We start from the raw sequence: 25,400 nt of genomic DNA on the forward strand, positions 1-25,400 counted from the left end.
ACCGTCGGCGCCGGCGTCGTGTCGAAGATCATCGAGTAATCGGTGATCCCGAGACACGCCATCAGGAATGTGTCGAAGATCATCGAGTAATCGGTGATCCCGAGACACGCCTGGTTGCTCCAGGAGATTTTCCCCCGGAAAATCTGCCAAGTGCAAAAAGGGCGACAAACAGAAAAGGCCGCTCCCCCGGAGCGGCCTTTTTCATGTCCTCAAACGATCCGATAACCGAGATTATTCGACGAATAATCTCGAACCAAGCCGAGGGCCAAGGCAGCGAACGACCAGCGGTCTGCTTCATATGTGGGAAAAATCGGGAGAAGAGTGGTAGCGTGAGGCGGACTTGAACCGCCGACCCCAGCATTATGAGTGCTGTGCTCTAACCAACTGAGCTATCACGCCGCAACCACGCGCGGTGACTACCTAAGGCCCGCGGCGGTGTCAAACGGATTCCGGCCCTTTGTCGCCGTTTTTTTGCGGCCTCAAACGGGGGAGGGGGCGCTGCCCCTATCGCCGCGCGGGGCGACTCCCCTGGAGCGCTTCGGGCGGAATGAAAAGGGGCTCAAGCCTCTTTGTGGATCTCGACGCTGTGGGGATAGGGGATCGAGATGCCGCCGGCATCGAAGGCTTCCTTGACCCGGCGCGTCAGTTCGAATTTCAGCTCCCAGTAGTCCTCGGCCCGACACCATATCCGCGCGGTCAGATCGACCGAACTGTCGCCCAGATTGGTGACCCGAACCCAGGGGGCAGGATCGGCAAGAACACGTTTGTCTGAGTGGGCGGTTCTTTCGACGATCTCCATCGCTTTTCCCGCATCGTCGCCATAGTCGATGCCGAAGACCAGATCGACGCGGCGGGTGTCGTGGGCGGAGTAGTTAGTGATGATGCTGCCCCAGGCCTGACCGTTGGGTACGATGATCTGCACATTGTCCGGTGTCACCAACTCGGTGGTGAAGAGGTTGAGATCACGCACGGTTCCCGAGGTTCCGCCGATATCGACGAATTGACCGAGCTTGTAGGGCCGGAACACCACCAGCATTACCCCCGCTGCCAGATCGCTGAGCGTCCCCTGCAGCGCCAGACCGATGGCGAGCGAGGCGGCGCCCAATACGGCGACGATGCTGGTTGCCTCGATCCCGAAGATGCCCAGAACGGCGACCAGAACCATGGCGAGGATCGCCCATCTCACGAGGCTGGCAGTGAAGTTGCCGAGTGTCGGGTCGATTTGCGGGGTCGCGTTGATGCGTCGGCGGACCAGGCCGGCGATCATACCGGCAACGGTCCAACCCAGGATCAGCACAACCAGCGCTTTGCCCGCGCTTGCGATGAGCGGCCAGATGACCTCGGCCTGGTTCAGATAGTCCTGCATGGTCTTGTTAGCTCCTGTTGATGCGGGTTGCCTTGAATGAATGAACCGCCCCTGGCATTCCGGAGCGGTCGAAACGACAAGCGGGTTGCTCAGCGTTTCAGCGAGTCGCGGATTTCCAGCAGCACGTCGAGTTCCGACGGGCCTGCGGGCGCGGCCGGCTCGGCGGCGGCCTCTTCCCTTGCGGCGGACTCCTTGGCGCGATTAACCGCCTTTACCAGCATGAACACCACCCAGGCGATGATCAGGAAGTTGAACACCGCCATGATGAAGGCCCCATAGGCAAAGACAGAAGCGCCGGCCTCGCGGGCGGCGGCCAGCGAGTCAAATGTGGTGCCATCGCCGCCCAGGACGACGAAATTGTTGGTAAAGTCGACGCCACCGGTAAACAGGCCGACGATGGGATTGATCAGGTCGTCGACCAGCGATTTAACGATCGCGGTAAAGGCTGCGCCGATAATGATCCCCACCGCCATGTCCATCACGTTTCCCTTGGCAATGAAGGTCTTGAACTCTTTTAGCATGGTCAGTTCCGTGTCTGAGTTTGTGCCGTTGTTGTGTTGCCAGGCTTCGTGGCCGGCCCGGCGTAGGGTCAGAAATAACAGGGTGCGGTGTATCCGCACGGGGAAAAATAACGCGGAAATACGTGTTTTTGCAGCAATATGAGCGTGACCCGGCTTTCAGACGCCGGTTTAGGCCTGTTCGCTGCTACACAGCCAGTTGGACAGGGGCGCACAATGCGACCTCTTCTTTCGCCCGGCAGGGAGCATAGGTTGTGTCCGACACCGCAACCGGAGACACGCCATGTTCGATCTTGCCGAATTCCCGATCAGCCGCCGCTGGCCCGCCGCAAACCCCGATATCCTGCAACTCTATTCCTTTCCCACACCAAATGGGGTCAAGGTTACGATCCTGCTCGAGGAACTGGGCCTGCCTTATGAGGCACATACCGTGACGCTGTCGGATGCGGATGTAAAAAGCCCCGAGTTCCTGTCTCTGAACCCCAACAACAAGATCCCGGCGATCATCGACCCGGACGGGCCGGATGGGCAGCCGCTGGCGCTGTTCGAAAGCGGTGCGATCCTGCTGTACCTGGCGGAGAAGACCGGGCGTTTCATCGGTGAGACCGCCGCAGACAAGGCGCGCGTCGTGCAATGGCTGATGTTCCAGATGGGCGGGGTCGGGCCGATGTTCGGCCAGCTCGGGTTTTTCTACAAGTTTGCCGGAGCTGAGATCGAGGATCCGCGCCCGCGTGACCGCTATATCGCCGAGGCACGGCGGATTCTGGCGGTTCTTGACGGGCAGCTGGCGACACGGGACTGGATCGCGGGCGAATACTCGATCGCGGATATCGCCATCGCCCCCTGGCTGCGTGGGCTCGATTATTACGGCGCGCGCGAGGTTCTGGGCTGGGACGGTTTCCCAAATGTCGTGGCCTATCTCGACCGGTTCCTGGCGCGGCCTGCGGTGCAGCGCGGGCTGACGATCCCGGCGCGCGAGGGGTGATCCCAATCAGACCCGGCGCGACAGGGGTAGAAAGACAAATACGCCCAGTATCGCCAGCACGATGACAAAGGCGGCAAATTCGAAAGCGGCGGACACAGTTCCGGCGCTTTCGGCCCATTTGCCGCCCAGACCGGGCAGGATCGCGAAACAGGCGTAATAGACGGTGTAGAACAGGCCCATGCCGATGGCCCGCTGTTCGGGTTTCAGAACGCGGGCGGGCAGGCTGATCAATCCCGCGACCGGGATGCCCGACAAGAGACCGATCAAGGCCATGGTGATCAGCATCGGCGGGACGCGGGGAAACAGGAACAGGGCGAGGCCAAAGAGGCTGAGGCCGGTCAACAACACCATCGCGGGCCGCCCGGTGCGATCTGTCAGCCAGCCGCCAAATGTACCGGTCACGACAACGGTCCAGGACACGATGCTGATCGACAGGCCCGCCAGTTCCAGCGACATCCCCCTGTCGACAAGCGATGTGGGACCAAAAGACAGCAAGGCGGCAAGGCTGGCGTTGAACGCGCCCCAAGAGAACCCGGCAACAAGCACCGCGCCAAGAATCGCGCCCTGCGGCACGGCCCGGGCAGGCGTGCCTGTGGTGACGGGCGCTGTGTCGGGGCGGCGATAGAACAGGAAAAAGGCGGCCAGGGCCGTCGCGATCAGGCCGGTTTCGACCGCGAACGGCAGGGCAACGCCACCCTGGGCCGCCAGCCAGGGCTGTACCACAAGCGACAGGCCGATACCGGCAGGCCAGGAGTTAATGAAGATCACCATGGCGGTTGCGATCTGGCGATTGGCGAACCAGTCGAGCACCAGCTTGCTCATCAGGACGTTCATCAGGATGCCGCCGATACCGGCCATCAGCCGGGCGGCACTGAACATGCTCAACGGCGGTTGCAGCGCCATGATCAACGACCCCGCCATCATCAGCGCCAGGCCGAAAAGGATCACCCTTTCATCACCGAACCGGCGGGCGATGCCGCCGCCCGGCAAGGCGACCACCACGCCCGGCAGGAAATAGAGCCCCACGATCCAGCCGAGCCCGGCGATATCCAGCGTGTAGGAGTCAGACAACACCGGACCGATGCCGCCGATGGTCGCGAACTGAAAGGCCATGGTGCAGCGCACCAGAAACAGCAGGATAAGAATACGCCAGTGCAACGCCATCGTTCCCCCTCCGACAGCAAATGCAACTAGCATCAGTATAATCCGTTGTCCGTCAACGAAAATCGCGTGAGGGTCAGGCGGGCAAGGTCCCGGTCAGCACATACCGCAAGACGGCGACCACCTGCGCGGGCGTCTCGGTGACGGCGAGCGCAGCAGCGTGCACCTCTTTCAGCGCGTGCTGGTGTTCGGGCGGGCTGAGCACGATGATCGACTTGCCCAGCGCGGCGGCATAGCCCGCGTCAAAAGCGGCGTTCCACTGCTTGTACTTGTCGCCAAAGCGGACCACGACAACATCCGCATCGGATATGCCCTTGCGGGTACGGATCGCGTTCACCATGGCGCCCTTGTGGTCGTGCCAGTACTTGTCAGGTTCGGCGCCCAGGATCGCCACGCCACAATCGTCGCTGGCGGCATGGTCGGTGACCGGGCCCGAGAAACTTACATCCAAACCCTGCGCTCCGGTCACGATCTGTTCGCGCCAGTCGGTGTGAATCTCTCCGGACAGATAGACGTTCAGGGTCATGCCGCTCTCCTTGCCTTGTTCCGGGTGGAGCCTAAGGCGCGGGAGAGCGGGGAGCAACCCGACGCTTCAGCGACGGCGGGCAACGAGAAAGCGGCGCGGGTCCTTGGCGGGAAAGCTCTCTTGCTCGACCAGGTCAAAGCCCGCGCAGGTGATGGCGCGTTCCAGTTGCGCCTCTGTCGAAAAGGTAACCGGGGGTGCCTTGCCCAGCAGTTGCATCACCGGCAGGGCCAGGCGGATCAGGGTCAGCTTCAGGCTGTTGCGGCTCTTGCTCAAGTAGAAAGTCTTGGAGATGAACAGCCCGCCAGGTTTTAGTCGGTCATGGATCGCGGCCAGGCTGGCATCGAGATCATCGACCAGATGCAGCAGGTTGAAGGCCAGTACCGCATCGAACGTCCCTTCGGGCGGGGTCTCGGCCCGGGCTTCTACAATCTCGACGTTCTCCACCCCCTGCTCCGCCGCCTTGCGCCGCCCCACGGCCAGCATTGCAGGCGCTATGTCGGTGGCGACGATCCCAGCCACCTTCGGCGCCAGCCGCAAGGCGGTGGTGCCGGTGCCGCAGCCCAGTTCCAGAACCCGGTCGCCGGGCTTCAGGTGGGCGGCGGTGCGTTCGAGTGTATAGTCATAGGATGCCATGTCCGCGATCGGGGTGCGGGCGTATTTCTCGGCGATCCGGTTCCAGAATGTGACGCTGTCAACCATGGGTGTCTCCTTTTGGCGGCAGAATAGATATGCGCAGAGCCATTAGTAATTGCCGAAATTCGCAGTTTGCTTATACAGAAATGCATGAACGATCTGACCAGGCTGGACTGGAACCACATCCGCGCCTTTCTGAAAACCGCCGAGGCGGGATCGCTGTCGGCGGCAGCGCGGCGATTGAACCTGACACAGCCGACGCTCAGTCGCCAGGTCGCCGCGCTGGAGCAGGATCTGGGCGTCTTGCTGTTCGAGCGGATCGGGCGGGCGCTGGTGCTGACCGAGGCCGGGGCCGACCTGCTGGAACATACCCGCGCCATGGGGGCGGCGGCGGAGCGGGTGGCGCTGGCAGCTTCGGGCCAGGCGCAATCCATCGAGGGGCGCGTCAGGATCACCGCCAGCGACGTGATGTCGGCCTATGTGCTGCCCGAGGCGCTGCGCCGCATCCATGCGCAGGCGCCCCGGCTGGAGATCGAGGTGATTGCCGCCAACGATATCCGCGATCTGATGCGGCGCGAGGCGGATATCGCAATCCGCCATGTGCGCCCCGAACAGCCCGATCTGATCGCCCGATTGGTGCGCGAAGCGACGGCGCATTTCTACGCTGCCTCCGCCTATCTCGACCGGCGCGGGCGTCCGGTGACCAAGGCTGATCTGGCGACGCATGACTTCATCGCCTTTGGCGATGTCACCGAGATGCTCGGCCATCTGACACCGCTGGGATTGCCGTTGACCCGCGCCAACTTTCGCCTCGGCTCGCAAAGCGGGGTGGTGGCCTGGGATTACGTGCGGCAGGGGTTCGGTATCGCGCCGATGGGCGATGATGTGGCCGCGTTGACCGAAGGTGTGGAGCGGTTATTGCCAGAGATGGAGCCGCTGCTGTTCCCGGTCTGGCTGACTGCGCATCGCGAGGTGCACACCAGCCGGCGCATCCGTCTGGTGTTCGACATATTGGCCGATTTCCTGGCCGCTTGAGATGCAAAAGGGCACGCCAGGAGGCGCGCCCTTGTACCGTGAGACGAGAGCCGGATCAGCCGCGCAGGGTGCCGCCGGTGGCCTTGGCGACCTTCTGGACGATCCTGGCGCTGACGGCCTCGATATCCTTTTCCTTGAGCGTGGTCTCGGTTGGTTGCAGGCGCACGGTGATGGCCAGCGATTTCTTGCCCTCGCCCAGCGAACCGCCGATGAACTCGTCAAAGACGCGCACATCCTCGATCAGCGCCTTGTCGGCCCCGGCGGCGGCATTGACCAGCGTCAGCGCCTCGACATTCGCATCAACGACAAAGGCGAAATCGCGCTCGACCGCTTGCAGGTCGCGCAGCGCCAGCGCCTCGCGCGTGGTGCCCGATTTACGGGGCAGCGGCACTTCTTCGGGCCAGAGCACGAAGGCGACCGCAGGTCCCTTGACATCCATCGCCTGGAGCACGCGGGGATGCAACTCGCCAAACACGCCCAGCACCTTTTTCGGGCCCAGACAGATGCGGCCATGGCGGCCCGGATGCCACCAGCCGTCGGCCCCACGCAGGATCTGCACCTTGGCAGGAGCGCCCATGGCGGCCAGCACCGCCTCGGCATCGGCCTTGGCATCGTAGAGGTCGACAGCGCGCGCGGCGCCATGAACGTCCTTGGGGCCGGTGCGGCCCACCAACAGGCCCGCGATCTGCGCCCGCTGTTCGCCCGGTTCGCCGCCGTGGAACACCGGCCCCGCCTCGAACAGGGCGAGATCGGCATATCCGCGCGCCTGGTTGCGGGCAGCGGCGGCCAAGAGGCCCGGCAGCAGGTCGGGGCGCATATGGCTCATTTCCGACGAGATCGGGTTTTCCAGCATGGTGGCGTCGGTGCCACCGCCGAACAGGGCCGCGGCGGCCTGGTCGATGAAGGTGTAGCTGACGCATTCGTTGTAACCCAGCGAGGCCGCCGTGCGGCGGGCCATCGACAGGCGGCGCTGTTGCGGGGTCATCACCGGTTTCGGCACGCCAGAGGTCAGACGTGGCAGGGGTTTGCCCACCAGCTTGGTCAGCGAGGCGATGCGGGCCACTTCCTCGACCAGATCGGCCTCGCCCTGCAAATCGGGGCGCCAGCTGGGCACATGCGCCATGTTGCCTTCGAGCCGGAAGCCGAGGCGCGTCAGCGTCTGGCGCTGCTCGCTTTCGGGGATGTCCATGCCGACCAGCGACCGCACGCGTTCGGCGTCCAGCTTATAAGCGCGGGAATGGTCGGGAACCGCGCCCGCGATCACCACGTTAGAGGCCTCGCCGCCGCAGATATCGAGGATCATCTGGGTCGCGTGTTCCAGCCCTTCGAGCGTGTATTCCGGATCGACCCCGCGCTCGAAACGATAGCGTGCGTCCGAGTTGATTTTCAGCGCGCGGCCCGCAAGTGCGATCTGCACATTGTCCCAATAGGCGCTTTCGAGGAAGACATTCACCGTCTCTTCGGTGCAGCCGGTGGCCTCGCCGCCCATGATACCGGCGATGCTTTCGGGCCCTTCGTCGTCCGAGATCACCATCATGCCGGGCTGGAAGGTGTATTCCTTCTCGTCCAGCGCCTTGAGCGTTTCGCCCCCTGCCGCGCGGTGGACGCGCAGGTTGCCCTTGACCTTGTCGGCGTCAAAGACGTGCAGCGGGCGGTTGTGGTCATAGGTCATGTAGTTGGTGATATCGACCAGCGCCGAGATCGGGCGCAGGCCGATGGCGCGCAGCTGGTCCTGCAACCATTGCGGGCTGGGGCCATTGCGCACGTCGCGGATCAGGCGGCCGGTGAACAGCGGGCAGCCATCGCGCGTATCCTCGTCGATGGTCACCTTGATCGGGCAGTCGAAATCGCCCGGCACCGGCGCATAGGCGCGGGTTTTCAGCGTGCCAAGGCCACGCGCGGCCAGGTCGCGGGCGATCCCCGCCACGCCCAGCGCATCGGGACGGTTGGGGGTGATCGCGATCTCGATCACCGGATCGACCTTGGCCGGGTCGTTCTCGGCCAGCCAGTCGATGAACAGCTCGCCCACCTCGCCCGAGGGCAGTTCGATGATGCCGTCATGTTCCTCGGACAGTTCCAGCTCGCGTTCGGAACACATCATGCCGTGGCTTTCGACGCCCCGGATGTTGCCGACCGACAGGGTCACGTCGATACCCGGCACATAATCGCCCGGTTTTGCCAAAACCACGGTGATGCCTTCGCGCGCATTGGGGGCGCCGCAGACGATCTGTTTCTCGCCCTCGTTGGTTTCCACCACGCAGACGCGCAGGCGGTCGGCATCGGGGTGTTGGCTGGCTGATTTGACATGGGCCAGAGTGAACCCGGCCAGACGCGCGGCGGGGTTCTCGATGCCTTCGACTTCGAGCCCTAGATCGGTCAGCGCCTCGGCGATCTCGTCCACGCTGGCGGTGGTGTCGAGGTGGTCCTTCAGCCAGGAGAGGGTGAATTTCATGTCGTCGTCCTGTCCTTGATGCGGGTCAGCCCGTCGCCGGTTCCGGTACGCTGCTGCCAAGGTTCGTTTTGGTCAGACCGGCTTTAGCGGATTAGGTCAGGATGGAAAAGAGTGGACCGCATATGTGCGGGCTGTCAGCTTGCGTTGCGCAGCCGTTCCAGCACCCGCAACGAGGCATAGCCGTCAGGCGCCAGGCCCTGATCCAGCTGATAGTCGCGCACCGCGTTGATGGTCAACGGTCCGATCTTGCCGTCGATCTTTTGCGTATCGAACCCGGCGGCGGTCAGGCGCTCTTGCAACTCGATCCGCTCGTCCAGGGTCAGCGCCCGGTCAGCGCGCGGCCAGTTGCCCCGGATCGGCCCTCCACCCGCGATGCGGTCGGCCAGATGGCCGACCCCGATCACATAGGCATCGGCGGTGTTATAGGTCTCGATCACCGCGAAATTGTCAAAGATCATGAAGGCCGCGCCGCTGTGTCCGGCGGGCAGCAATATGCTGGCGGGGCCATGGTCGGGCACTGCGTGGCCCTGAACGCCGTGCACGCCCAGAGCGGCCCAGTCCGACGGCATCCGCGTCAACTCGCGCCGGGCGCTGGTCAGGTCGAACCCCTTGGGCAGCTGCACCTCGACCCCCCAGGGCTGGCCGGTCACCCAGCCATTGGCCTTGAGATAGGCGGCGGTCGAGGCCAGCGCGTCGCTGGGGTCGTCGGACCAGATGTCGCGGCGCCCGTCGCCGGTGAAATCCACCGCGTGCTCCTGATACGAGGTCGGCATGAACTGGGTATGGCCCATGGCGCCCGCCCAGCTGCCGCGCAGGTCGCGCAGCCGTGCGTCGCCGCTGTCAAGGATGCGAAGGGCGGCGATCAGCTGGTCTTCGAAGAACGCGGCGCGGCGGGTGTCAAAGGCCAGCGAAGCCAGCGAACGCAGGGTGCTGTCGCCCCCACGCACCGCGCCATAGGCACTTTCCAGCCCCCAGATGGCGGCGACCACATGGCGGTCGACGCCCCATTGCGCCTCGACCCGGGTCAGCAGGTCGGCGTGGCGCGCGACGGCCTTGCGGCCATTGGCGATGCGGGCCTCGGACACGGCGGTGTCGAGATAGTCCCAGATCGTCTTGGTGAATTCCGCCTGGTTGCGGTCACGCCGGACCACTTCGGCGTCATAGCTGAGGCCGGGCAGGGCGGCATCCAGCGTGGCCGGGGTGATGCCGAGGGTCAGCGCACGGTTCCGAAACCCGGCCAACCAGGTTTGAAACTGCGCTTCGAGATCCTGAGAGGCAGGCGTGAGTGTAAACGGCCGCAATACCGGACGCAGCGATTGCGCCACCGCGGGAATCAGCGTGGCGGGGGTCTCTGCCAGAACGCTGCCGCCCAGGCAAATCGCCAGACATGTCAGATACCGGATCATGGGTCGCGCCCTGTTTTGCTGCTCGGCCTCAGAGTAGCGCGAAAGCGGCGGTGGACAAAGCACTCACACCTGTTGCGCGCGGATCTGTGCCAGCGCATCGCGTAGCATCGGCACCCGGCGCGGGCGAAAGCTCTGCCCGGTAACCACCAGATCGCGCATCCGATCAAGCCGGAACACCCGCACATCCATCCGCAACAGGCACCAGGCGATCAGCACGCTTGAGCGATCCATATAGACGATGGACAGCGGATAGACGGTGCGCGAGGTGGCCGCGCCATGCATGTCGGTATAGTCGAAACTGACCGCCATTTCGTCCCAGGCGGCGGCGCGCAGCTGGGCCACCGGGATCGTCGGCGGCTGGGGGCGGTCAAACCGCGTCGCGGTCAGCACCGCATGGGACAGGCGGTGCGACTGGCGCGGCGGCAGGCGGCCCTGAAGCTTGCGCAAGGCGGCGCTGGCGGCCTGGCTCAGTGCCGGGTCGCCGATCAGTTCCGCCTCGCGCAGACCCAGAACCAGCGCCTCCAACTCGTCATCGGTAAAGCCGAGCGGGGGCAGGGTGGCGTCTTCGATCAGGGTAAAGCCAAACCCCGCCTCGCCGTCGATCACGGCACCAAGACCGCGCAGCGCATCGATGTCGCGATGAATGGTGCGCGGCGAGACACCCAGATCCTGCGCCAGCGCCGTCGAGGTATGCGGCGCCGGGCCCGAGCGCAGGGCCTGCATCAGTTGGAACAATCTTGCAGTTTTCGACATGGTGCAGGGTAACCCGGGCCTGATGACAGGAATTGACATCATGCTGCCCTATCCAGTCGGCAGTTGAAACCAAGGACCGGACAGATGTTGACCCTGATGATGTTTCCCAAGGCCTTCGGGCTTTATTCTGCCAGCCCGTTCTGCGTGAAAGCGGCCTATCTTATGCAGTTGGCCGGACAGCCTTGGCGGCGGCAGGACCTGAACGATCCGCGCCAGATGCCCCATCGCAAACTGCCGGTCCTGCGGACCCCGGAACGGCTTGTGCCCGACAGTGAGGGTATCCGGGCCTGGCTCGAGGCGCAGGGCGCGGATTTCGACCGGGGCCTCTCAGATGCGCAACGCGCCCATGCCTGCGCGCTGGTCCACATGGCCGAAGATCACCTCTATCCCTTTCTGGTTCTGGACCGTTGGGAGAATGATGCAGTCTGGCCCGTCATACGCGAAACGTTCTTTGCCGATATCCCGCGCCTGTTGCGCAAGCCGGTCACCAAACGGATCCGGGCGCAGGTGCTGCGCGGGCTCGACTTTCAGGGCGCCGCCCGGTTCTCTGATGTCGAAAGGCGGGATCGGGTCGAGCGGAGCTTGGAGGCGCTGACTGCGCTCTTGTGGCAGAAACCTTATCTGTTTGGCGAGTATCCGACCACCGCAGACCTGTCGGTGGCGCCGATGCTGGCCGCGATGCGGGCAACACCCGTTGCCACGCCTTTGCAGTGCCGCATTGCCGAGGATCGTATTCTGTCCGAGTATATCGACAGGATGGACGAGACCCTGCTCCTGACATGACCGACCCAATGGATTCAACGGTTGTTTCGGTTTGCGGCCTGTCCGAGCGCACAGCGCGGGTCTGGTCAACCTGCGCGCGCTGGCTGGCCATCTGTTGCGCCGACCCCGGATCACTGCTCGAAACGAACGGCGCGCCCCATGCCTGGAGGAACATGAGGCGCGCACTGGGTGCGACAACCGAGGGAGGTCCGGTTTATCGCGAATGACCCACGCGCCCATCAAACCGCAAGGACGCGCGGATCTGAGGTTAGTTGACCGACTTTGCCTCGATCCGTTCGGGCATGTCGGCAGGTTGCGCCGACGCGATCTCGATACGGCGCGGTTTCAGCGCCTCGGGAATCTCGCGTTTCAGGTCGATATGCAGCATGCCGTTTTCGTGGCTGGCGCCAGTGACGCGCACGTGATCGGCCAGCGTAAAGCGGCGCTCGAACGCGCGGGTGGCGATGCCGCGATGCAGATAGGTCCGCTCGGCCTCGTCTGCAGCCTTGCGGGCGGAAACCACCAGGGCATTTTCCTTGACCTCGACCGACAGGTCGCTATCGGCGAAACCGGCCACGGCGATCGAGATGCGATAGGCGTCTGCGGCGGTTTTCTCGATGTTATATGGCGGATAGCTGGGCTGCCCCACGTCGCTGGACATGACCCTGTCCATCAGATCGGCGATCTGGTCGAAACCGATGCTGGCGCGGTGCAGCGGGGCGAAATCGAAACTGCGCATATGTCGTAATCCTCTTTTTCGAGCGATTGATGTCAAAGCCCTCCGTCACGGACGGGCGGTTGCAGGCCCGGACCCCGCATTGCGGCGGCCCGGTCAAACTGAAATGGGAAAGCGCAGAACTGTTTTCAAGAGCCGCCGGGGCGCAGGAACTTGGCCCCCGAGGCACCCGACGACAGGCCGCCGCCCACTTGCAGACGGCGGATGTTCGCTGTTGGCGCCGGAGCATTGGCGCGCAGCTTCTGTTTCAGGGCGGCGACGGTATCGGCCAGCTCCATGCCATAGCCGATAGAGCGGCCCTCGATCACGGCACCGGCGGAAACCAGCGACAGCACCCGGCCCCGGCTGCCTTCGCGCGCAAGGATGGCGGCGCCGGACGAGCCAAAGGTCACGTCGCAATCAAAGGCGATGAGGCCCTGTTGTCGCCAGAGCATCTGGCAGGCGCGCTGGCGCGATATCGCCTCGGCCCGACCACGCCCGTAGGACGAGACGCTGATTTCGCTGCCGGTCACGTCGCCCGAATGGAGGGCGAAGGGGTCAGCCAGCGCGGTCGGCACCGGATTGTCCAGCCGCATCAGCGCCACATCGACCCGTATACGCTCGGCCGAGACAGCGCCCGCGGGCTGGAACTCGGAAGGTGTCACGATCTGCACGACGCGGCGGTCGGCCACCGAGGTGCCATCGCGGAACCCGGCGCGAAAGGTGATCTCGCCCGCGCGGTAATGCGCGCCGGTGCGCCCGTCAAAGGCGCAATGGGCGGCGGTCAGAACCAGATCGGGGGCGATCAGGGTACCGGTGCAAAAGCCCTGTTCGGCTATATCAAGGCGTCCGACCGCCTCCCACCCGAACAGGTCGTCGCGGTCGGTCAGGCGGCGGAGCCCGGAATTCTGTGCCAGGGCAGGCAGGGCCAGCAGGGCCGAGAGTGCAAGGACGCACAGTGCCTTCATGGTTTGACAAACTTGGCGCCCGATGCGCTGCCCCGATTGCTGACGGACAGGCGGTTGACGCGCGGTACCGTCGGATTGGCAGCCCGTTTGCGACTGTCCAGCTCTCCCATCAGATAGGTCAGGGTGTCATCGAGCGAGGTGCCAAGCGCCACGCGCGCGCCATCGACCTCGGCCTTGGCCGAAACCACCGAGACGATGCGCGGGGTGCTGTCCGACAGGCTGAAGACCGGCGAGCCCGAGGCGCCGAAGTCCACATCGCAGGTCATGACCAGCACGCCCTGCTGCCGGGCCATGACGGCGCAGGCCCTTTGCAGCGAGGGCGCCTCGGCCCGGTCATGGGCATAGGAGACCACCTGAACCGCATCGCCCCGCATCGGGTGGCTACCGGTCTCAAACGGGATGACGGTGGTGTTGCGGATCGGCTGGCTCAGCTTCAAGAGCGCCAGGTCGTTGCGTACCCGGTCGGCGGTGACCGTCCCCTCGTAGAGATAGTCGGGGTGATGAACCGCCCGCGCAACCCGGCGATAGGCCGAGGCGCGCCCGCGCCGCCAACCTGCCAGGAACTCGATCCGGGCCGGGTCGATCCGCTGTCCGGTGGTTTTGTCGTAAAGACAATGGGCGGCGGTCAGCACCAGATCGGGTGCGATCAGGGCACCGGTACAGAACCCGGTCCCGTCGATATCCAGCCGCCCGACTGCAAGCCAGCTGCGCCCGGCATCGGTGGTCTCTAGGCTGGTCAGCCCGCTGTCCTGCGCGCCCGCGATGGTCGCCGCGGTGGCAAGAACGAATGCCAGTATGGATTTGCGCACGCGGTCCTCCGCACCTGTTGTCGGGGACAGAGGTAGGGGGCGCATTGGGCGAAAATGGGGCGCGGTCGGGGCTTCTTGGCGAACCTATGCCATGCAGCGGCTTGCGCCAAAGCGGTAGGCTTGGCAGGGTCGCGTCAGTTGTCGCGCGGCTGACGCACCGACATAACGAGGGTTCCGAATTGTCTCTGCATCTATCGGTCGAGCAATGACATTATCTGCTACACGGTCGTGGCTGGTGCTGGCAGGGCTCGCGCTGGGCGTGACGGTGACCAACGGGTTTGCCCGTTTTGCCTATGGTCTGTTGCTGCCGGCGATGAAATCGGAAATGCAGTGGAACTATGCGCAGGCGGGCTGGCTGAATACGGCCAATGCGCTGGGCTATATCGCGGGTGCGGTGCTGACCATGGCGACAATCCGCAGCATCGGCCCGGTGCGCCTGTTCATCACTGGGCTGATTGCCACAACGCTGGCGCTGCTGGCTACCGGAGCGAATGCCGAGCTGTGGTGGCAGACCTCATGGCGCTTTCTGGCCGGGTTCTTTGGCGCGATGTCCTTTTCCACCGCCGGAACGCTGACGGCCGGGTTGTTTCGCGACGATCCGCGGCGCAATGCGCTGGCCATTGCGATCCTTTTCGGGTCGGGCGGGGGCTTGGGCATCGTGCTGGCCGGCGCCGCGCTGCCGCTGTTTCTGGAGGCCTATGGCCCGGCGGCCTGGCCTATCGCCTGGTATCTGATCGGTGGGGCCAGCCTGACCTTCCTGCCGCTGGCCCTGTGGGCGGCGGTGCAACAACGCGCACCTGTCCAGTCGCAGGCCGGGCATGCCCCCTTGCCGCTGCGCCGGATGTTGCCGGAACTGGCGGGTTATGCCGGGTTCGGTCTGGGCTATATCGTCTATCTGACCTTTCTGTCCGCCTGGATGACCGAGCAGGCGGCCAGCGCGCCCTTCATTGCGCTGGTCTGGGTGATCCTGGGGCTATGCATTTCGGTCTCGCCGCTGGTGTGGCGGCCGGTGCTGGCACGCCATGCCTCGGGCTTGCCGCTGGCGATGATCCTGACCGGCATCGCCGTCGGCTCGGCGCTACCGGTGGTGTTGCCCAATGGCCCGGCCCTGCTGGTCTCGGCGGTGGTCTTTGGCTTGTCGGTCTTCATGGCACCGGGCGCGGTGACCAATTTCGCGCGCCAGAACCTGCCGCCGGAAAGCTGGGGCCGGGCGATCAGCCTGTTCACGGTGGTGTTTGCAGTGGCCCAGACCTTGGGCCCCTATGGCGCGGGACTGGTCGGCGATCTGGTCGGCGATATCGGCATCAGCCTGCTGGTCGCCGCCGGCCTGTTGCTGGCCGGGGCGGCGATTGCGTCGCGGCAGCGGCCGCTCTAACGCAGGATCGGCACCTCGGGTGCGCGTTTCCCCGGTGCCGTCATTGCCGGTGGCTGCGGCCCGCCCGTGGCCCAATCCAAGAGTTCGACCGTGTGCATGATGGGCAGTTCGGTCCCCGACCCGATCTGCATCAAACAGCCGATATTGCCCGCCGCGATCAGGTCGGGTTTCTTGGCCTCAAGCGTACGGATCTTGCGTGCCTTGAGCTTGCCCGAGATCTCGGGTTGCATCAGGTTATAGGTCCCGGCCGAGCCGCAGCACAGATGGCTGTCGGCAGGTTCGACCACCGTAAAACCCGCCCGTTTCAGCAGGTCCTTGGGATAAGTCTTGATCTTTTGCCCGTGTTGCAGCGAACAGGCGGCGTGATAGGCCACGGTCAGCCCCTTGTCGGTGCCTTCGGGCAGGTCGAGCCGCATCAACAGCTCGCTTATGTCCATGGCGATGGCCGACGCGCGGGCGGCCTCGGCCGCCAGCGGCTCGTTACGGAACGTGTGGCCGTAATCCTTGACCGTTGTGCCGCAGCCGCTGGTGTTGATCACGATGGCATCCAGCCCGTCGCCATCCATTTCGCGCACCCAGGCACGGATGTTCTTGGCCGCCGCCGCATGGCTCTCGCCCGTGCGCCCCATGTGATGGGTCAGCGCGCCGCAGCAGCCCGCGCCCTCGGCCACCACGACCTCGCAACCCAGCCGGGTCAGCAGGCGGATGGTGGCGTCGTTGATATCGGTGTTCAGCGCCTTTTGCGCGCAGCCGGTCATCAGGGCGACCCGCTTCTTGCGCGCGCCAGCCGGGGCAAAGCTCTGCGGATCGTCGTTGCGGCTGACCGGCGGAATGTGCTTTGGCGCCATGTCGAGCATCGCGCGCAGCCGCGCATCGGGCATCAGCCCCCGGAACGGACGGCCGATCTTGGCCCCCAGCAGTGCCAGCCGGAACCGCGTGGGATAGGGCAGGATGCGCGCCAGAATCCAGCGCAGCGCCCGGTCGCTGAACGGGCGGCGATATTTCTGCTCGATATATTCGCGCGCCTGATCGACCAGATGCATGTAATGCACGCCCGAGGGGCAGGTGGTCATGCAGGCCAGACAGCTGAGGCAACGGTCGATGTGTTTGACCGTCTTTGCATCGGGCACCCGGCTGTTTTCCAGCATGTCCTTGATCAGGTAGATGCGCCCGCGCGGGCTGTCGAGCTCGTCGCCCAGCACCTGATAGGTCGGGCAGGTGGCGGTACAGAATCCGCAATGCACGCAGGAACGCAGGATCTCGTTGGCGCGCTGGATGCCGGGATCGGTCAGCTGTTCGGTGGTGAAATTCGTCTGCATCGCTTACCCCATCAGTCCCGGATTGAAGAGCCCTTTCGGGTCGAACCGCTGCCGCAACCCGCGCGACAGGGCGGCGAGCGGGGCCGGTTCCGGCTGGAACATGGCGTGCTGCGTCCGATCCCCCCGGATCAGGGTCGCATGGCCCGCAAATTCGCCCAGCCGCGCGCGCAGGTCGGTGCCTGTGGGCATCAGCGCCCAGATCAACCCGCCACCCCAGTCGAACAGCAGCGCCTCGGCCTTGCAGCGCGCGGCCAGCTCTGGCGCGTCGCCCGGTTTCACCGAGATCCGCCAGACATCGCCTTCGCGCCCGTGAAATGGCGCCACATCGCGAATGCCGGGCCAGGGATCGTCCTCCACCTGCGCCACCGTTCCGAATGGCGCAAACAGCCGGATCAGCGCCTCTGCCCGATAGGCGACGGAGGCCTCGAACCCCTCGATCCGAACCAGCGCCTGGCCTGAGGCCGGATCATAGGCCGCGCCGGTCACCTCATAGGGCGAGCCCAGACCCGCCGACAGCGCGCGCACTGCGGTTGCCGCATCGGGCACGGAAATCGTCAGCGTGGTTTGCGTCTCGGCCTTTGGCAGCACCTTCAGAGAGACCTCGCTCAGCACCCCCAAAGTGCCCCAGGACCCGGCCATCAGCTTGACCAGATCATAGCCGGTAACATTCTTCATCACCCGGCCGCCATTGCTGATCACTTGACCCAGGCCATCGACATAGCGCACGCCCAGCAGGAAATCGCGCGCTGCGCCCGTCTGTATCCGGCGGGGGCCCGAGATATTGCCAGCCACCACGCCACCGATGGTGGGCGTGCCCTCGGTCCCCATCAACCCGCGATGATCCATCGGCTCAAAGGCCAGCCGTTGCCCCTCAGCCGCCAGTGCAGCCTCAATCTCGGCCACCGGCGTTCCGGCTTTGGCGACCAGCGTCAGCGCGCCGGGCTCATAGAGCGTGATGCCGCTCAGCCCCGAGATATCCAACTCGGCCTCCGGCCCCGGCACGCCCCGCGTCCCGCCGCCCCGTATCCGAACCGGTGCAGTCAGCCCGGCCACGATCTGGGCCAGTTCGGCCTCTGTCTGAGGTCTCATCTCTTCACTTTGCTCCAAATACTCCGGGGGGAATTGGCCGCAGGCCAAGGGGGGCAGCGCCCCCGGCTACTCTGCCGCCACCTGTACCGCGCGTCGGCTTTCCGAGACCGAAAGCGGAAACACCTTGGCGGGGTTCAGCAGCCACTGCGGGTCGAACACGTCCTTGACCGCCATCTGCGCCTCAAGATCGACGGCTGCGTATTGGTGCAGCATCAGGTCGCGCTTCTCGATCCCTACCCCGTGTTCGCCGGTCAGGCAGCCGCCCGCATCGACGCAGAGTTTCAGGATATCGGCGCCAAAGGACTCGCATTTTTCCAGATCACCGGGCTTGTTGGCATCGAACAGGATCAGCGGGTGCATGTTGCCATCGCCGGCGTGGAACACGTTGCCCACCTTCAACCCATACTCTTGGCTCAGCTCGCCAATCCGGCGCAGAACCATCGGCAGGGCGGAGACAGGGATGGTGCCGTCGAGGCACATGTAATCGTTGATCTGCCCCATGGCGCCAAAGGCCGATTTACGGCCCAGCCAGATCTTGGCACTCTCCTCGGCTGACTGGCTTTCGCGCAGTTCCAGCGGGTCGTGCCTGCGGGCGATTTCCAGGATGCGGGTCAATTGGTCGTCGATTTCGGCCTCGGACCCCTCGACCTCAACAATCAATAACGCCTCGCATTGCGGATAGCCCGCCTTCGCAAAGGCTTCGCAGGCCTCGATACAGAGCCGGTCCATGAACTCGATCGCCACTGGCAGAACGCCCGCCTTGATGATGTCGCTGACGCAGGCGCCCGCGACCTCGTTGCTGTCGAACGCCATCAGCACCGGACGCGCGCCCTCGGGCTTGCGCAGGATGCGCAGTGTGGCTTCGGTGACTACGCCCAATTGCCCCTCGCTGCCGCAGATGACGCCCAGCAGGTCCAGCCCGCCCGCATCCAGATGGGCGCCGCCGATCTCGACCACGGTGCCGTCCATCAGCACCATGGTGACACCCAGCAGGTTGTTGGTGGTCACCCCGTATTTCAGGCAATGCGCCCCGCCCGAGTTCATCGCGATATTGCCCGCGATGGCGCAGGCCAGCTGCGACGAGGGGTCGGGGGCGTAAAAGAAATCCTCGGCCTCGACCGCGCCGGTGACGCTCAGGTTGGTGCGGCCCGATTGCACCCGGATGATGCGGTTGTCATAGTCGGTCTCCAAAACCTCGTTCATCCGAGCGACGCCCAGGATCAAGCTGTCGGCGGTGGGCAAAGCGCCCCCGGCCAGCGAGGTGCCCGAACCGCGCGGGACCACCGGCACGCCCTCTTCATGGCAGATGCGCAGCACGTCCGAGACTTCCTGTGTCGAGGCGGGCAGGACGGCCAGCAGCGGCGGGCAGCGATAGGCGGTCAGCGCGTCGCATTCATAGGCGCGGGTCTCGGACAGGTCGTCGATCACCGCGTCGGCGGGCAAGACCTGCCGTAGTCGCTGCACAAGGCGCGGCTTCTTGGCCAGAACGGTTGGATTCGGGGCGGGCATATCCATCGGGGAACCTCCATCTGGTAAATTAATATTACCAATTTTGCGATCTGGCAAGGCAAAGCGGTAAGACGTACTGTCGCGCCCATGACCTGGATCGACCGTGCCCTTGCTTTTGCCCCGATGGATTACCTTGCCGTTGCCGTCTTGCTGGCGGGGTGGTTATGGATCGGCTGGCGTATCGAGAACCCGGCACCGGGCAAGCCTTCGGTCTCGGCTTTGATGGCAGATTTCCGGCGCGACTGGATGCGCCAGATGGTGACCCGTCAACCGCGCGTCTTCGATGCGCAGCTGATCTCGATCATGCGGCAGGGCACATCCTTCTTTGCCTCGACGGCGGTGATCGCGGTGGGCGGTGGGTTGGCGCTGATCGGCAATACCGACCGGTTGTCAGGCATTGCGCAGGATCTGGCGCTGACCAGCGCGCCCGCGCTGGTGTGGGAGGTCAAGATCCTAATCGTGCTGCTGTTCCTGTCCAATGCCTTCCTGAAATTCGTCTGGGCCAATCGGCTGTTCGGGTACTGCGCGGTGCTGATGGCCGCGGTTCCGAACGAGCCCGAGGACGCGCGCTGTCTGCCGCGCGCGGCCCAGGCGGCCGAGATCTGCATCACCGCTGCGCGCAGCTTCAACAAGGGGCTGCGCTCGACCTATTTCGCGCTCGCTTCGGTGGCCTGGTTGGTCGGGCCACTGGCGCTGATCGGGGCAGGGGTGCTGACGGTTGCGGTGCTCTACCGACGCGAATTCGCCTCCCACTCGCGGACGGTTCTGCTGTCCCTACCCGCCGAAGGCGGGCTGGACACGGCATCGTGAGCCCATCGACTGTCGGGCCGGGCTAGGCTGATCGCATGCGATACCTGATTCCGTTTCTTTTCTTGGCGACGCCGATCCTTGCTGACCCGCCCGCTATAGAGAAAGTCACCGTGCATCGAAGCGGCGATGGCTGGCGATTCGATGTCACCCTGCGCCACCCCGATACCGGGTGGGACCACTATGCCGATGGCTGGCGGGTGCTGGACATGCAGGGGCGGGAACTAGGGATGCGTACCTTGTTCCATCCGCATGAGACCGAGCAGCCCTTTACCCGCTCGCTGGGTGGGGTCGCCATCCCAGAGGGCACGACGCAGGTACAGATCGAGGCGCGTTGCAACGTGGATGGCTGGGCGTCGCAGCGGCTGGTGGTCGACCTGCCTTGACCTGAAATGCCGCCGCGGAAATGCAAAGGGGCCGGTTGCCCGGCCCCTCGTGTTGCTTTGAGAATCGAGTGTCGTCTCAGCCCGGAGACATGCCGCGCAGCTTTTCGGAGCGGCGACGCAGCAGTTCCACCACGGTCAGCAGCGCGATCGAGATCACCACGAGGATCGTGGCCACCGACAGGATTGCCGGGCTGATCTGTTCGCGGATACCGTTCCACATCTGGCGCGGGATGGTCTGTTCGTCCAGACCGCCGACAAAGAGCACCACCACAACCTCGTCAAACGAGGTGACAAAGGCAAAGAGCGCGCCCGAGATCACACCGGGCAGGATCAGCGGCATCTGCACTTTGAAGAAGGTGGTGACGGGATCAGCGCCCATATTCGCCGCCGCCCGTGTCAGCGAGTGGTCGAACCCCACCAGCGTTGCCGTCACGGTGATGATCACGAAGGGGATGCCAAGCGTCGCATGGGCGAGGATGATGCCCAGATAGGGTATGCCCCAGTCCTGAATGCCGATCGACGAGTAGAAGAAGAACAGACCCGTCGCGGTGATGATGATCGGCACGATCATCGGAGAGATCAGGATCGCCATGACCGCGCGCCGTCCGGGCATCTCGGGCCGGGACAGGCCCAGCGCCGCGATGGTGCCCAGCGTGGTGGCCAGGATGGTCGAGAAGAAACCGATGATGATCGAGTTCTTGGTGGCCTGGATCCACTGTGCGTTCGCCCATGCGTCAGCCCACCATGAACTGTCGCGCGGTGCCTCGGGCTCCAGCATGCCAAAGGTCAGCAGTAGATCATACCAGCGGGTCGAAAACCCCTCGGCGTCAAAGGAGAGCATCTTCTCGGTAAAGGTGAAATAGGGCTCGGCGTTGAAGCTGAGCGGGATGATCACCAGGATCGGCGCGATGAGGAACAGAAAGATCAGCGCGCAGATCACGAGATAGGCATAATGCCAGACCCGTTCCAGGGGCGATGCGTGTTTGGGAAGTGCCATGTCCGATTACCCCAGTTTCAGATTGTCGATGCCGATCAGGCGATCGTACAGCCAGTAGAGAAGCAGGACCCCCGCCAGCAGCAGCGCGGCCAAGGCGGCGGCGAGCGACCAGTTCAGCGATTTCTGCATGTGGAATGCGATCAGGTTCGAGATCAGCTGACCATCCGCACCACCGACCAGTGCGGGCGTGATGTAATACCCGACCGCCAGGATAAAGACGAGCAGCGCCCCGGCGCCGATCCCCGGCACGGTCTGCGGAAAGTAGATGCGGCGGAACGCGGTCCAGCTGGTGGCGCCCAGCGAGCGCGCGGCGCGCACATAGGACGGGTTGATCATCCGCATCACTGAATAAAGCGGCAGAACCATGAAGGGCAGCAGGATATGCGTCATCGAGATCACGGTGCCTGCCCGGTTATACATCAGCTGCAAGCGGCCATCGTCGCCAAGGATGCCCAGGCCGACCAGCGTGTCGTTCAGCACACCCTGACTTTGCAGCAGCACCATCCAACTGGTGGTCCGCACCAGCAGCGAGGTCCAGAAGGGCAGCAGAACCAGGATCATCAGCAGGTTGGAATGGCGCAGCGGAAGCGTCGCCAGCAGATGTGCGATCGGATAAGCCAATATGAAGGTCAGGAAAGTGATCAGCAGCGACAAGCTAAGCGTGCGGGTGAAAAGCTTGACATAGACCTGCCGGTTTTCCGGTACCATCGTCACTGAGCCACTTGCATCGCGTTCGCGGTCGATGGCGGCAAGGTAGAAGTTCGTCGTGTACGAGGACGAGGCCCCGCGCATCGCCTGCCAAAGTTCGGGATTACCCCAATCCTTGTCCAGCTCAAGAATCGCCTCCTTGTAGGGCGGTTCCAGCTTTTTGGCGCTACGGGCGGCCTTGGTGAACATCGAACGCGAGCCCGACAGTTCATAATTGATCCGGGTTCCGGCCTGACCGGGTGCTTTCAGATCGCGCAGCGTCACCAGATCGGCGGCCAGCGCGGCAAAGGCGGCCTCGTCGGGCTCGGTGCCCGGCGGGTTGGCCTCGAACCAGGTGGCAAGGTTGGTCATGATCGGGGTGCGGTCGCCCGAAGTCACGTCCTCGTGCCAGGTGAACCCGTCGTTATAGACCGAGCGATAGAGCATCTGTCCGATCGGGAACACGAAGGTGATCAGGATGAAGGCCAGAAGCGGCAGAACAAGAAGAAAGGCGCGGCGCCGCGCACGGGCCTGCGCCCTGAGCAGCGCGCCCTTGAGCGGTTTGCCGTCCGCAGTGGTCAGCGGCTGAGCGATATCGGTCATCGGGGCTTCGTCCTGGGAAACTTGTGTGGGAAAGAGCCGCCCCGGAAAGGGGCGGCCCGGTAGTGTCAGATCAGTTCGCCAGCCAGGCGTTGAAGCGCTCGTTCAGCTCGGCGTCCTTGTCGACCCAGAACTCGAAGTTGTTGACCAGCGCGTTCTTCAGGGCTGCTTCCGAGGTCGGCATGTGCGGTGCCATCTCGGTCTTGCCGTCCTGGTAGAGGCCGACCAGCGCGCCCGAGGACTTACGTGCCGGGCCATAGCTGATCCACTTGGCCTGATCCGCCAGCGCCTGGGTGCTGGTCGAGAAGGCGATGAACTGCATGGCGGCGTCCTTGTTCGGTGCGCCTTTGGGGACCACGAACAGGTCGAAGTCGAGGATCTGGCCGTCCCACATGATCTCGAAGGGCTGGCCTTCGGCCACGGCGGCGTTGAAGATACGGCCGTTATAGGCGGTCGACATCACGACTTCGCCGTCTGCCAGCAGCTGCGGCGGCTGTGCACCAGCTTCCCACCAGACGATGTCGTCCTTGATCCGATCCAGAACCGCGAATGCGCGATCAACGCCTTCATCGGTTTCCAGCATCTCATAGACCTCGCCGGCCGGCACGCCGTCACCCATCAGCGCCATTTCCAGCGTGGCCTTGGCGGATTTGCGCAGGCCGCGCTTGCCGGGGATCTTGTCGGTGTTGAAGAAATCGGCGATCGAGCTGGGGGCCATCGACACGTTTGCGGTGTTGTAGGCAACCGAGGTCGACCAGACGATGTTCGCGACGGCACAATCCTGCAGCGCGCCATCGATGAAGTCGTCGGTCGCGGCGGTGCCATCGGGCGCCGCGGACAGGATCGACGGGTCGATCTCTTCCAGCAGGCCCTCGTCGCACAGGCGCACGGCGTCCGAGAATTCGACGTCGGCGACGTCAACCGACACGTTGCCGGCCTCGACCTGGGCCTTGATCGGGGTTGCCGGGTTGTCGGCGTCGACCGAATTCACCTTGATGCCGGTCTCGGCGGTGAAGGGCTTGTGATAGGCTTCTACCTGGCTCTTGGTATAGGCGCCGCCCCAGGACATCACGGTGACTTCCTGCGCGGAAACGGCAAAGGCTGCCGAGGTCAGCGCGGTTGCCAGCAAAGCTGTCTTAAGTTTCATGGATTGCTCCCTTGTTGACCCGTTTGGTTTTTTCACGGGACCGGCCGCGACGGGCGCTGCGGCCAGGTCCGGTTGCATCCGCCCCGGTTCACGAGGCGAGCGTTTCCGGCGCTGGATCAGGCGTCCAGCGCGCGGCAATCTTCGGGCAGCCAGCCGATTTCGATCTGGGCGCCGGGTTCCAGTCGCACCTGATCGGGCGCGTTCCGTGTCTTGATGATGAATTCATCGTTGCCGGCAACGCGGACACGGGTGCGGAAGATGTCACCCATGTAGATGAATTCCATCACCTCGGCCTTGAGCGTGTGCGCACCCGCTTTCAGGCGGCTCTTGTTGAACTCGACACGCTCGGGGCGGATCGAGACACGGGTACGCTCGCCCGGGCGGCTGACATTGACCGGTTTGCAGTCGATCAACTCGCCGTCGTCGAGACGGACCACCGCGATACCGTCGCGAATTTCCTGCACTTCGCCCTCGAGCGTGTTGTTCTCACCGATGAACTGGGCAACGAAGCTGTTGGCAGGCTGCTCATAGAGCTCGTCGGGCGGCGCCAGCTGCTGGATCACACCGTCGTTGAACACCGCGACGCGGTCGGACATGGTCAGCGCCTCGGTCTGGTCGTGGGTCACATAGACCACGGTGATTCCCAGATCATGGGCAAGGCGGGTGATTTCGAACTGCATCTTTTCGCGCAACTGCTTGTCCAGCGCGCCCAGCGGTTCGTCCATCAACACCAGCTCCGGTTCGAAGACCAGTGCGCGGGCCAAGGCGACGCGCTGCTGCTGGCCGCCCGAAAGCTGTGCCGGACGACGGCCGCCAAAGGCGCCCATCTCGACCATGTCGAGCGCGCGCTTGATCTTGGCCTCGCGGTCGGATTTGCCGATATTGCGCACTTCCAGCGGAAACGACAGGTTTTCGGCAATCGTCATATGCGGGAACAGGGCATAGTTCTGGAACACCATGCCGATGCCGCGCTTGTGCGGTGGGATATTGTTGATCGGACGCCCATCCAGCTTGATTTCGCCATGTGTGGCGGTTTCAAACCCGGCCAACATCATCAGGCAGGTTGTCTTGCCGGAACCCGACGGGCCGAGCATCGTCAGAAACTCTCCCTTGGGCATGGTCAGATTGAGATCTTTTACGACAAGCGTTTCGCCGTCATAGCTCTTCTGGACGCGTTCGAATTCAACGAACGCATCGTTGCTGGTGCGTGTGGTCAATGCCAGCTCCCCGTACACTTACACTGCGATCTTGGCCGCTATTGCCCTGAGGTTAAGCGCGCACTGGGGTGAGTTGCAACCGATTTGCGACAGTTTAGCGACGGATGCGACGCATTGCTAAGCTGTGACCGCTAATGCTGTCGGAATAAGCAAAGCCGGCCCCATCGGGACCGGCTTG

The 25,400-nt window shown here is 64.1% G+C and carries 24 protein-coding genes and 1 tRNA gene; 6 read left to right on the plus strand and 19 right to left on the minus strand.

Annotated features, from left to right (window positions below):
* Positions 1 to 322 precede the first annotated feature (322 nt).
* The 3 genes from AC2FNY_RS11355 to mscL form a co-directional block, all read right to left on the minus strand.
* Positions 323 to 399 (minus strand) — tRNA-Met (locus tag AC2FNY_RS11355).
* Between the two features lie 160 nt (positions 400 to 559).
* Positions 560 to 1,366 carry a mechanosensitive ion channel family protein gene (locus AC2FNY_RS11360; protein ID WP_496802515.1) on the minus strand — a complete coding sequence of 269 codons (807 nt, stop codon included), beginning with the start codon at positions 1,364 to 1,366 and terminating at the stop codon, positions 560 to 562.
* 89 nt (positions 1,367 to 1,455) lie between these two features.
* The gene (gene mscL / locus AC2FNY_RS11365; protein WP_234144661.1) at positions 1,456 to 1,887 is read right to left on the minus strand and encodes a large conductance mechanosensitive channel protein MscL; all 432 of its coding nucleotides are present in this window, start codon (positions 1,885 to 1,887) and stop codon (positions 1,456 to 1,458) included.
* A 280-nt stretch (positions 1,888 to 2,167) separates the two neighbouring features.
* Here mscL and AC2FNY_RS11370 point away from each other — a divergent pair, with 280 nt between their 5' ends.
* Positions 2,168 to 2,869, plus strand: coding sequence for a glutathione S-transferase N-terminal domain-containing protein (locus AC2FNY_RS11370; RefSeq protein ID WP_496802516.1), 702 nt, complete (start codon positions 2,168 to 2,170; stop codon positions 2,867 to 2,869).
* A gap of 6 nt (positions 2,870 to 2,875) precedes the next feature.
* On the opposite strand, the gene AC2FNY_RS11375 is transcribed toward AC2FNY_RS11370, so the two are convergent.
* From AC2FNY_RS11375 to AC2FNY_RS11385, 3 genes are all read right to left on the minus strand, one after another.
* A complete protein-coding gene (locus AC2FNY_RS11375) occupies positions 2,876 to 4,033 on the minus strand; it encodes an MFS transporter (RefSeq protein ID WP_496802517.1) in 1,158 nt (385 codons plus the stop codon).
* Positions 4,034 to 4,106: 73 nt separating this feature from the next.
* Positions 4,107 to 4,556 carry a YtoQ family protein gene (locus tag AC2FNY_RS11380; protein ID WP_496802518.1) on the minus strand — a complete coding sequence of 150 codons (450 nt, stop codon included), beginning with the start codon at positions 4,554 to 4,556 and terminating at the stop codon, positions 4,107 to 4,109.
* A 66-nt stretch (positions 4,557 to 4,622) separates the two neighbouring features.
* Positions 4,623 to 5,255: a class I SAM-dependent methyltransferase gene (locus AC2FNY_RS11385; protein WP_496802519.1), complete on the minus strand. Its 633-nt coding sequence runs from the start codon at positions 5,253 to 5,255 to the stop codon at positions 4,623 to 4,625.
* Between the two features lie 84 nt (positions 5,256 to 5,339).
* Here AC2FNY_RS11385 and AC2FNY_RS11390 point away from each other — a divergent pair, with 84 nt between their 5' ends.
* A complete protein-coding gene (locus tag AC2FNY_RS11390; RefSeq protein ID WP_496802520.1) occupies positions 5,340 to 6,224 on the plus strand; it encodes a LysR family transcriptional regulator in 885 nt (294 codons plus the stop codon).
* A gap of 55 nt (positions 6,225 to 6,279) precedes the next feature.
* Here the strand turns inward: AC2FNY_RS11390 and pheT are convergent, their stop codons facing one another.
* The 3 genes from pheT to AC2FNY_RS11405 form a co-directional block, all read right to left on the minus strand.
* A complete protein-coding gene (pheT, locus tag AC2FNY_RS11395) occupies positions 6,280 to 8,676 on the minus strand; it encodes a phenylalanine--tRNA ligase subunit beta (RefSeq protein WP_496802521.1) in 2,397 nt (798 codons plus the stop codon).
* 134 nt (positions 8,677 to 8,810) lie between these two features.
* Positions 8,811 to 10,082: a lytic murein transglycosylase gene (locus AC2FNY_RS11400; RefSeq protein ID WP_496802522.1), complete on the minus strand. Its 1,272-nt coding sequence runs from the start codon at positions 10,080 to 10,082 to the stop codon at positions 8,811 to 8,813.
* 63 nt (positions 10,083 to 10,145) lie between these two features.
* Positions 10,146 to 10,835: a helix-turn-helix transcriptional regulator gene (locus tag AC2FNY_RS11405; protein ID WP_234138186.1), complete on the minus strand. Its 690-nt coding sequence runs from the start codon at positions 10,833 to 10,835 to the stop codon at positions 10,146 to 10,148.
* A gap of 84 nt (positions 10,836 to 10,919) precedes the next feature.
* Here AC2FNY_RS11405 and AC2FNY_RS11410 point away from each other — a divergent pair, with 84 nt between their 5' ends.
* On the plus strand, positions 10,920 to 11,618 hold the full coding sequence (locus AC2FNY_RS11410) for a glutathione S-transferase family protein (RefSeq protein WP_496802523.1): 699 nt from the start codon (positions 10,920 to 10,922) through the stop codon (positions 11,616 to 11,618).
* Between the two features lie 247 nt (positions 11,619 to 11,865).
* On the opposite strand, the gene AC2FNY_RS11415 is transcribed toward AC2FNY_RS11410, so the two are convergent.
* From AC2FNY_RS11415 to AC2FNY_RS11425, 3 genes are all read right to left on the minus strand, one after another.
* A complete protein-coding gene (locus AC2FNY_RS11415) occupies positions 11,866 to 12,336 on the minus strand; it encodes an Hsp20 family protein (protein ID WP_234144465.1) in 471 nt (156 codons plus the stop codon).
* A 125-nt stretch (positions 12,337 to 12,461) separates the two neighbouring features.
* Positions 12,462 to 13,280 (minus strand): trypsin-like peptidase domain-containing protein, encoded by an 819-nt coding sequence (locus AC2FNY_RS11420; RefSeq protein WP_234182559.1) that lies wholly within the window; start codon positions 13,278 to 13,280, stop codon positions 12,462 to 12,464.
* Positions 13,277 to 14,089 (minus strand): trypsin-like serine protease, encoded by an 813-nt coding sequence (locus tag AC2FNY_RS11425; protein ID WP_234144463.1) that lies wholly within the window; start codon positions 14,087 to 14,089, stop codon positions 13,277 to 13,279. Before AC2FNY_RS11425 ends, AC2FNY_RS11420 begins: the two co-directional genes overlap by 4 nt.
* A gap of 205 nt (positions 14,090 to 14,294) precedes the next feature.
* Here AC2FNY_RS11425 and AC2FNY_RS11430 point away from each other — a divergent pair, with 205 nt between their 5' ends.
* Entirely contained in the window at positions 14,295 to 15,464 is a 1,170-nt protein-coding gene (locus tag AC2FNY_RS11430) for a YbfB/YjiJ family MFS transporter (RefSeq protein WP_496802524.1), read from the plus strand.
* Here the strand turns inward: AC2FNY_RS11430 and glcF are convergent.
* From glcF to AC2FNY_RS11445, 3 genes are all read right to left on the minus strand, one after another.
* Positions 15,461 to 16,783 (minus strand): glycolate oxidase subunit GlcF, encoded by a 1,323-nt coding sequence (gene glcF, locus AC2FNY_RS11435; RefSeq protein ID WP_496802525.1) that lies wholly within the window; start codon positions 16,781 to 16,783, stop codon positions 15,461 to 15,463. The genes AC2FNY_RS11430 and glcF overlap by 4 nt on opposite strands.
* A gap of 3 nt (positions 16,784 to 16,786) precedes the next feature.
* On the minus strand, positions 16,787 to 17,872 hold the full coding sequence (locus AC2FNY_RS11440) for an FAD-binding protein (protein ID WP_234138225.1): 1,086 nt from the start codon (positions 17,870 to 17,872) through the stop codon (positions 16,787 to 16,789).
* Positions 17,873 to 17,938: 66 nt separating this feature from the next.
* Entirely contained in the window at positions 17,939 to 19,387 is a 1,449-nt protein-coding gene (locus tag AC2FNY_RS11445) for an FAD-linked oxidase C-terminal domain-containing protein (protein WP_496802526.1), read from the minus strand.
* Between the two features lie 81 nt (positions 19,388 to 19,468).
* On the opposite strand from AC2FNY_RS11445, the gene AC2FNY_RS11450 reads away from it, so the two are divergent.
* Positions 19,469 to 20,191: a DUF599 domain-containing protein gene (locus AC2FNY_RS11450; protein ID WP_496802527.1), complete on the plus strand. Its 723-nt coding sequence runs from the start codon at positions 19,469 to 19,471 to the stop codon at positions 20,189 to 20,191.
* A 35-nt stretch (positions 20,192 to 20,226) separates the two neighbouring features.
* Entirely contained in the window at positions 20,227 to 20,574 is a 348-nt protein-coding gene (locus AC2FNY_RS11455; protein WP_234169052.1) for a hypothetical protein, read from the plus strand.
* 76 nt (positions 20,575 to 20,650) lie between these two features.
* Here AC2FNY_RS11455 and AC2FNY_RS11460 read toward each other — a convergent pair whose 3' ends face one another.
* From AC2FNY_RS11460 to AC2FNY_RS11475, 4 genes are all read right to left on the minus strand, one after another.
* A complete protein-coding gene (locus AC2FNY_RS11460; RefSeq protein ID WP_234169053.1) occupies positions 20,651 to 21,571 on the minus strand; it encodes an ABC transporter permease in 921 nt (306 codons plus the stop codon).
* Between the two features lie 6 nt (positions 21,572 to 21,577).
* Positions 21,578 to 22,861, minus strand: coding sequence for an ABC transporter permease (locus AC2FNY_RS11465; protein ID WP_234167590.1), 1,284 nt, complete (start codon positions 22,859 to 22,861; stop codon positions 21,578 to 21,580).
* A gap of 70 nt (positions 22,862 to 22,931) precedes the next feature.
* Positions 22,932 to 24,005: an ABC transporter substrate-binding protein gene (locus AC2FNY_RS11470; protein ID WP_234182570.1), complete on the minus strand. Its 1,074-nt coding sequence runs from the start codon at positions 24,003 to 24,005 to the stop codon at positions 22,932 to 22,934.
* A 116-nt stretch (positions 24,006 to 24,121) separates the two neighbouring features.
* A complete protein-coding gene (locus tag AC2FNY_RS11475) occupies positions 24,122 to 25,222 on the minus strand; it encodes an ABC transporter ATP-binding protein (RefSeq protein ID WP_234138246.1) in 1,101 nt (366 codons plus the stop codon).
* Positions 25,223 to 25,400: the final 178 nt, after the last annotated feature.

It is taken from the genome of Ruegeria sp. BHSC223 (genome assembly GCF_059613025.1).

Excerpts from the sequence above, each read along its gene's own strand:
- AC2FNY_RS11410 (WP_496802523.1), top strand. The coding sequence starts at position 10,920 with ATGTTGACCCTGATGATGTTTCCCAAGGCCTTCGGGCTTTATTCTGCC.
- AC2FNY_RS11380 (WP_496802518.1), bottom strand. The coding sequence starts at position 4,556 with ATGACCCTGAACGTCTATCTGTCCGGAGAGATTCACACCGACTGGCGC.
- mscL (WP_234144661.1), bottom strand. The coding sequence starts at position 1,887 with ATGCTAAAAGAGTTCAAGACCTTCATTGCCAAGGGAAACGTGATGGAC.
- AC2FNY_RS11420 (WP_234182559.1), bottom strand. The coding sequence starts at position 13,280 with ATGAAGGCACTGTGCGTCCTTGCACTCTCGGCCCTGCTGGCCCTGCCT.
- AC2FNY_RS11465 (WP_234167590.1), bottom strand. The coding sequence starts at position 22,861 with ATGACCGATATCGCTCAGCCGCTGACCACTGCGGACGGCAAACCGCTC.
- AC2FNY_RS11385 (WP_496802519.1), bottom strand. The coding sequence starts at position 5,255 with ATGGTTGACAGCGTCACATTCTGGAACCGGATCGCCGAGAAATACGCC.
- AC2FNY_RS11470 (WP_234182570.1), bottom strand. The coding sequence starts at position 24,005 with ATGAAACTTAAGACAGCTTTGCTGGCAACCGCGCTGACCTCGGCAGCC.
- AC2FNY_RS11370 (WP_496802516.1), top strand. The coding sequence starts at position 2,168 with ATGTTCGATCTTGCCGAATTCCCGATCAGCCGCCGCTGGCCCGCCGCA.
- AC2FNY_RS11460 (WP_234169053.1), bottom strand. The coding sequence starts at position 21,571 with ATGGCACTTCCCAAACACGCATCGCCCCTGGAACGGGTCTGGCATTAT.
- AC2FNY_RS11400 (WP_496802522.1), bottom strand. The coding sequence starts at position 10,082 with ATGATCCGGTATCTGACATGTCTGGCGATTTGCCTGGGCGGCAGCGTT.
- AC2FNY_RS11450 (WP_496802527.1), top strand. The coding sequence starts at position 19,469 with ATGACCTGGATCGACCGTGCCCTTGCTTTTGCCCCGATGGATTACCTT.
- glcF (WP_496802525.1), bottom strand. The coding sequence starts at position 16,783 with ATGCAGACGAATTTCACCACCGAACAGCTGACCGATCCCGGCATCCAG.
- AC2FNY_RS11440 (WP_234138225.1), bottom strand. The coding sequence starts at position 17,872 with ATGAGACCTCAGACAGAGGCCGAACTGGCCCAGATCGTGGCCGGGCTG.
- AC2FNY_RS11455 (WP_234169052.1), top strand. The coding sequence starts at position 20,227 with ATGCGATACCTGATTCCGTTTCTTTTCTTGGCGACGCCGATCCTTGCT.
- pheT (WP_496802521.1), bottom strand. The coding sequence starts at position 8,676 with ATGAAATTCACCCTCTCCTGGCTGAAGGACCACCTCGACACCACCGCC.
- AC2FNY_RS11405 (WP_234138186.1), bottom strand. The coding sequence starts at position 10,835 with ATGTCGAAAACTGCAAGATTGTTCCAACTGATGCAGGCCCTGCGCTCG.
- AC2FNY_RS11390 (WP_496802520.1), top strand. The coding sequence starts at position 5,340 with ATGAACGATCTGACCAGGCTGGACTGGAACCACATCCGCGCCTTTCTG.
- AC2FNY_RS11360 (WP_496802515.1), bottom strand. The coding sequence starts at position 1,366 with ATGCAGGACTATCTGAACCAGGCCGAGGTCATCTGGCCGCTCATCGCA.
- AC2FNY_RS11445 (WP_496802526.1), bottom strand. The coding sequence starts at position 19,387 with ATGGATATGCCCGCCCCGAATCCAACCGTTCTGGCCAAGAAGCCGCGC.
- AC2FNY_RS11415 (WP_234144465.1), bottom strand. The coding sequence starts at position 12,336 with ATGCGCAGTTTCGATTTCGCCCCGCTGCACCGCGCCAGCATCGGTTTC.
- AC2FNY_RS11375 (WP_496802517.1), bottom strand. The coding sequence starts at position 4,033 with ATGGCGTTGCACTGGCGTATTCTTATCCTGCTGTTTCTGGTGCGCTGC.
- AC2FNY_RS11430 (WP_496802524.1), top strand. The coding sequence starts at position 14,295 with ATGACATTATCTGCTACACGGTCGTGGCTGGTGCTGGCAGGGCTCGCG.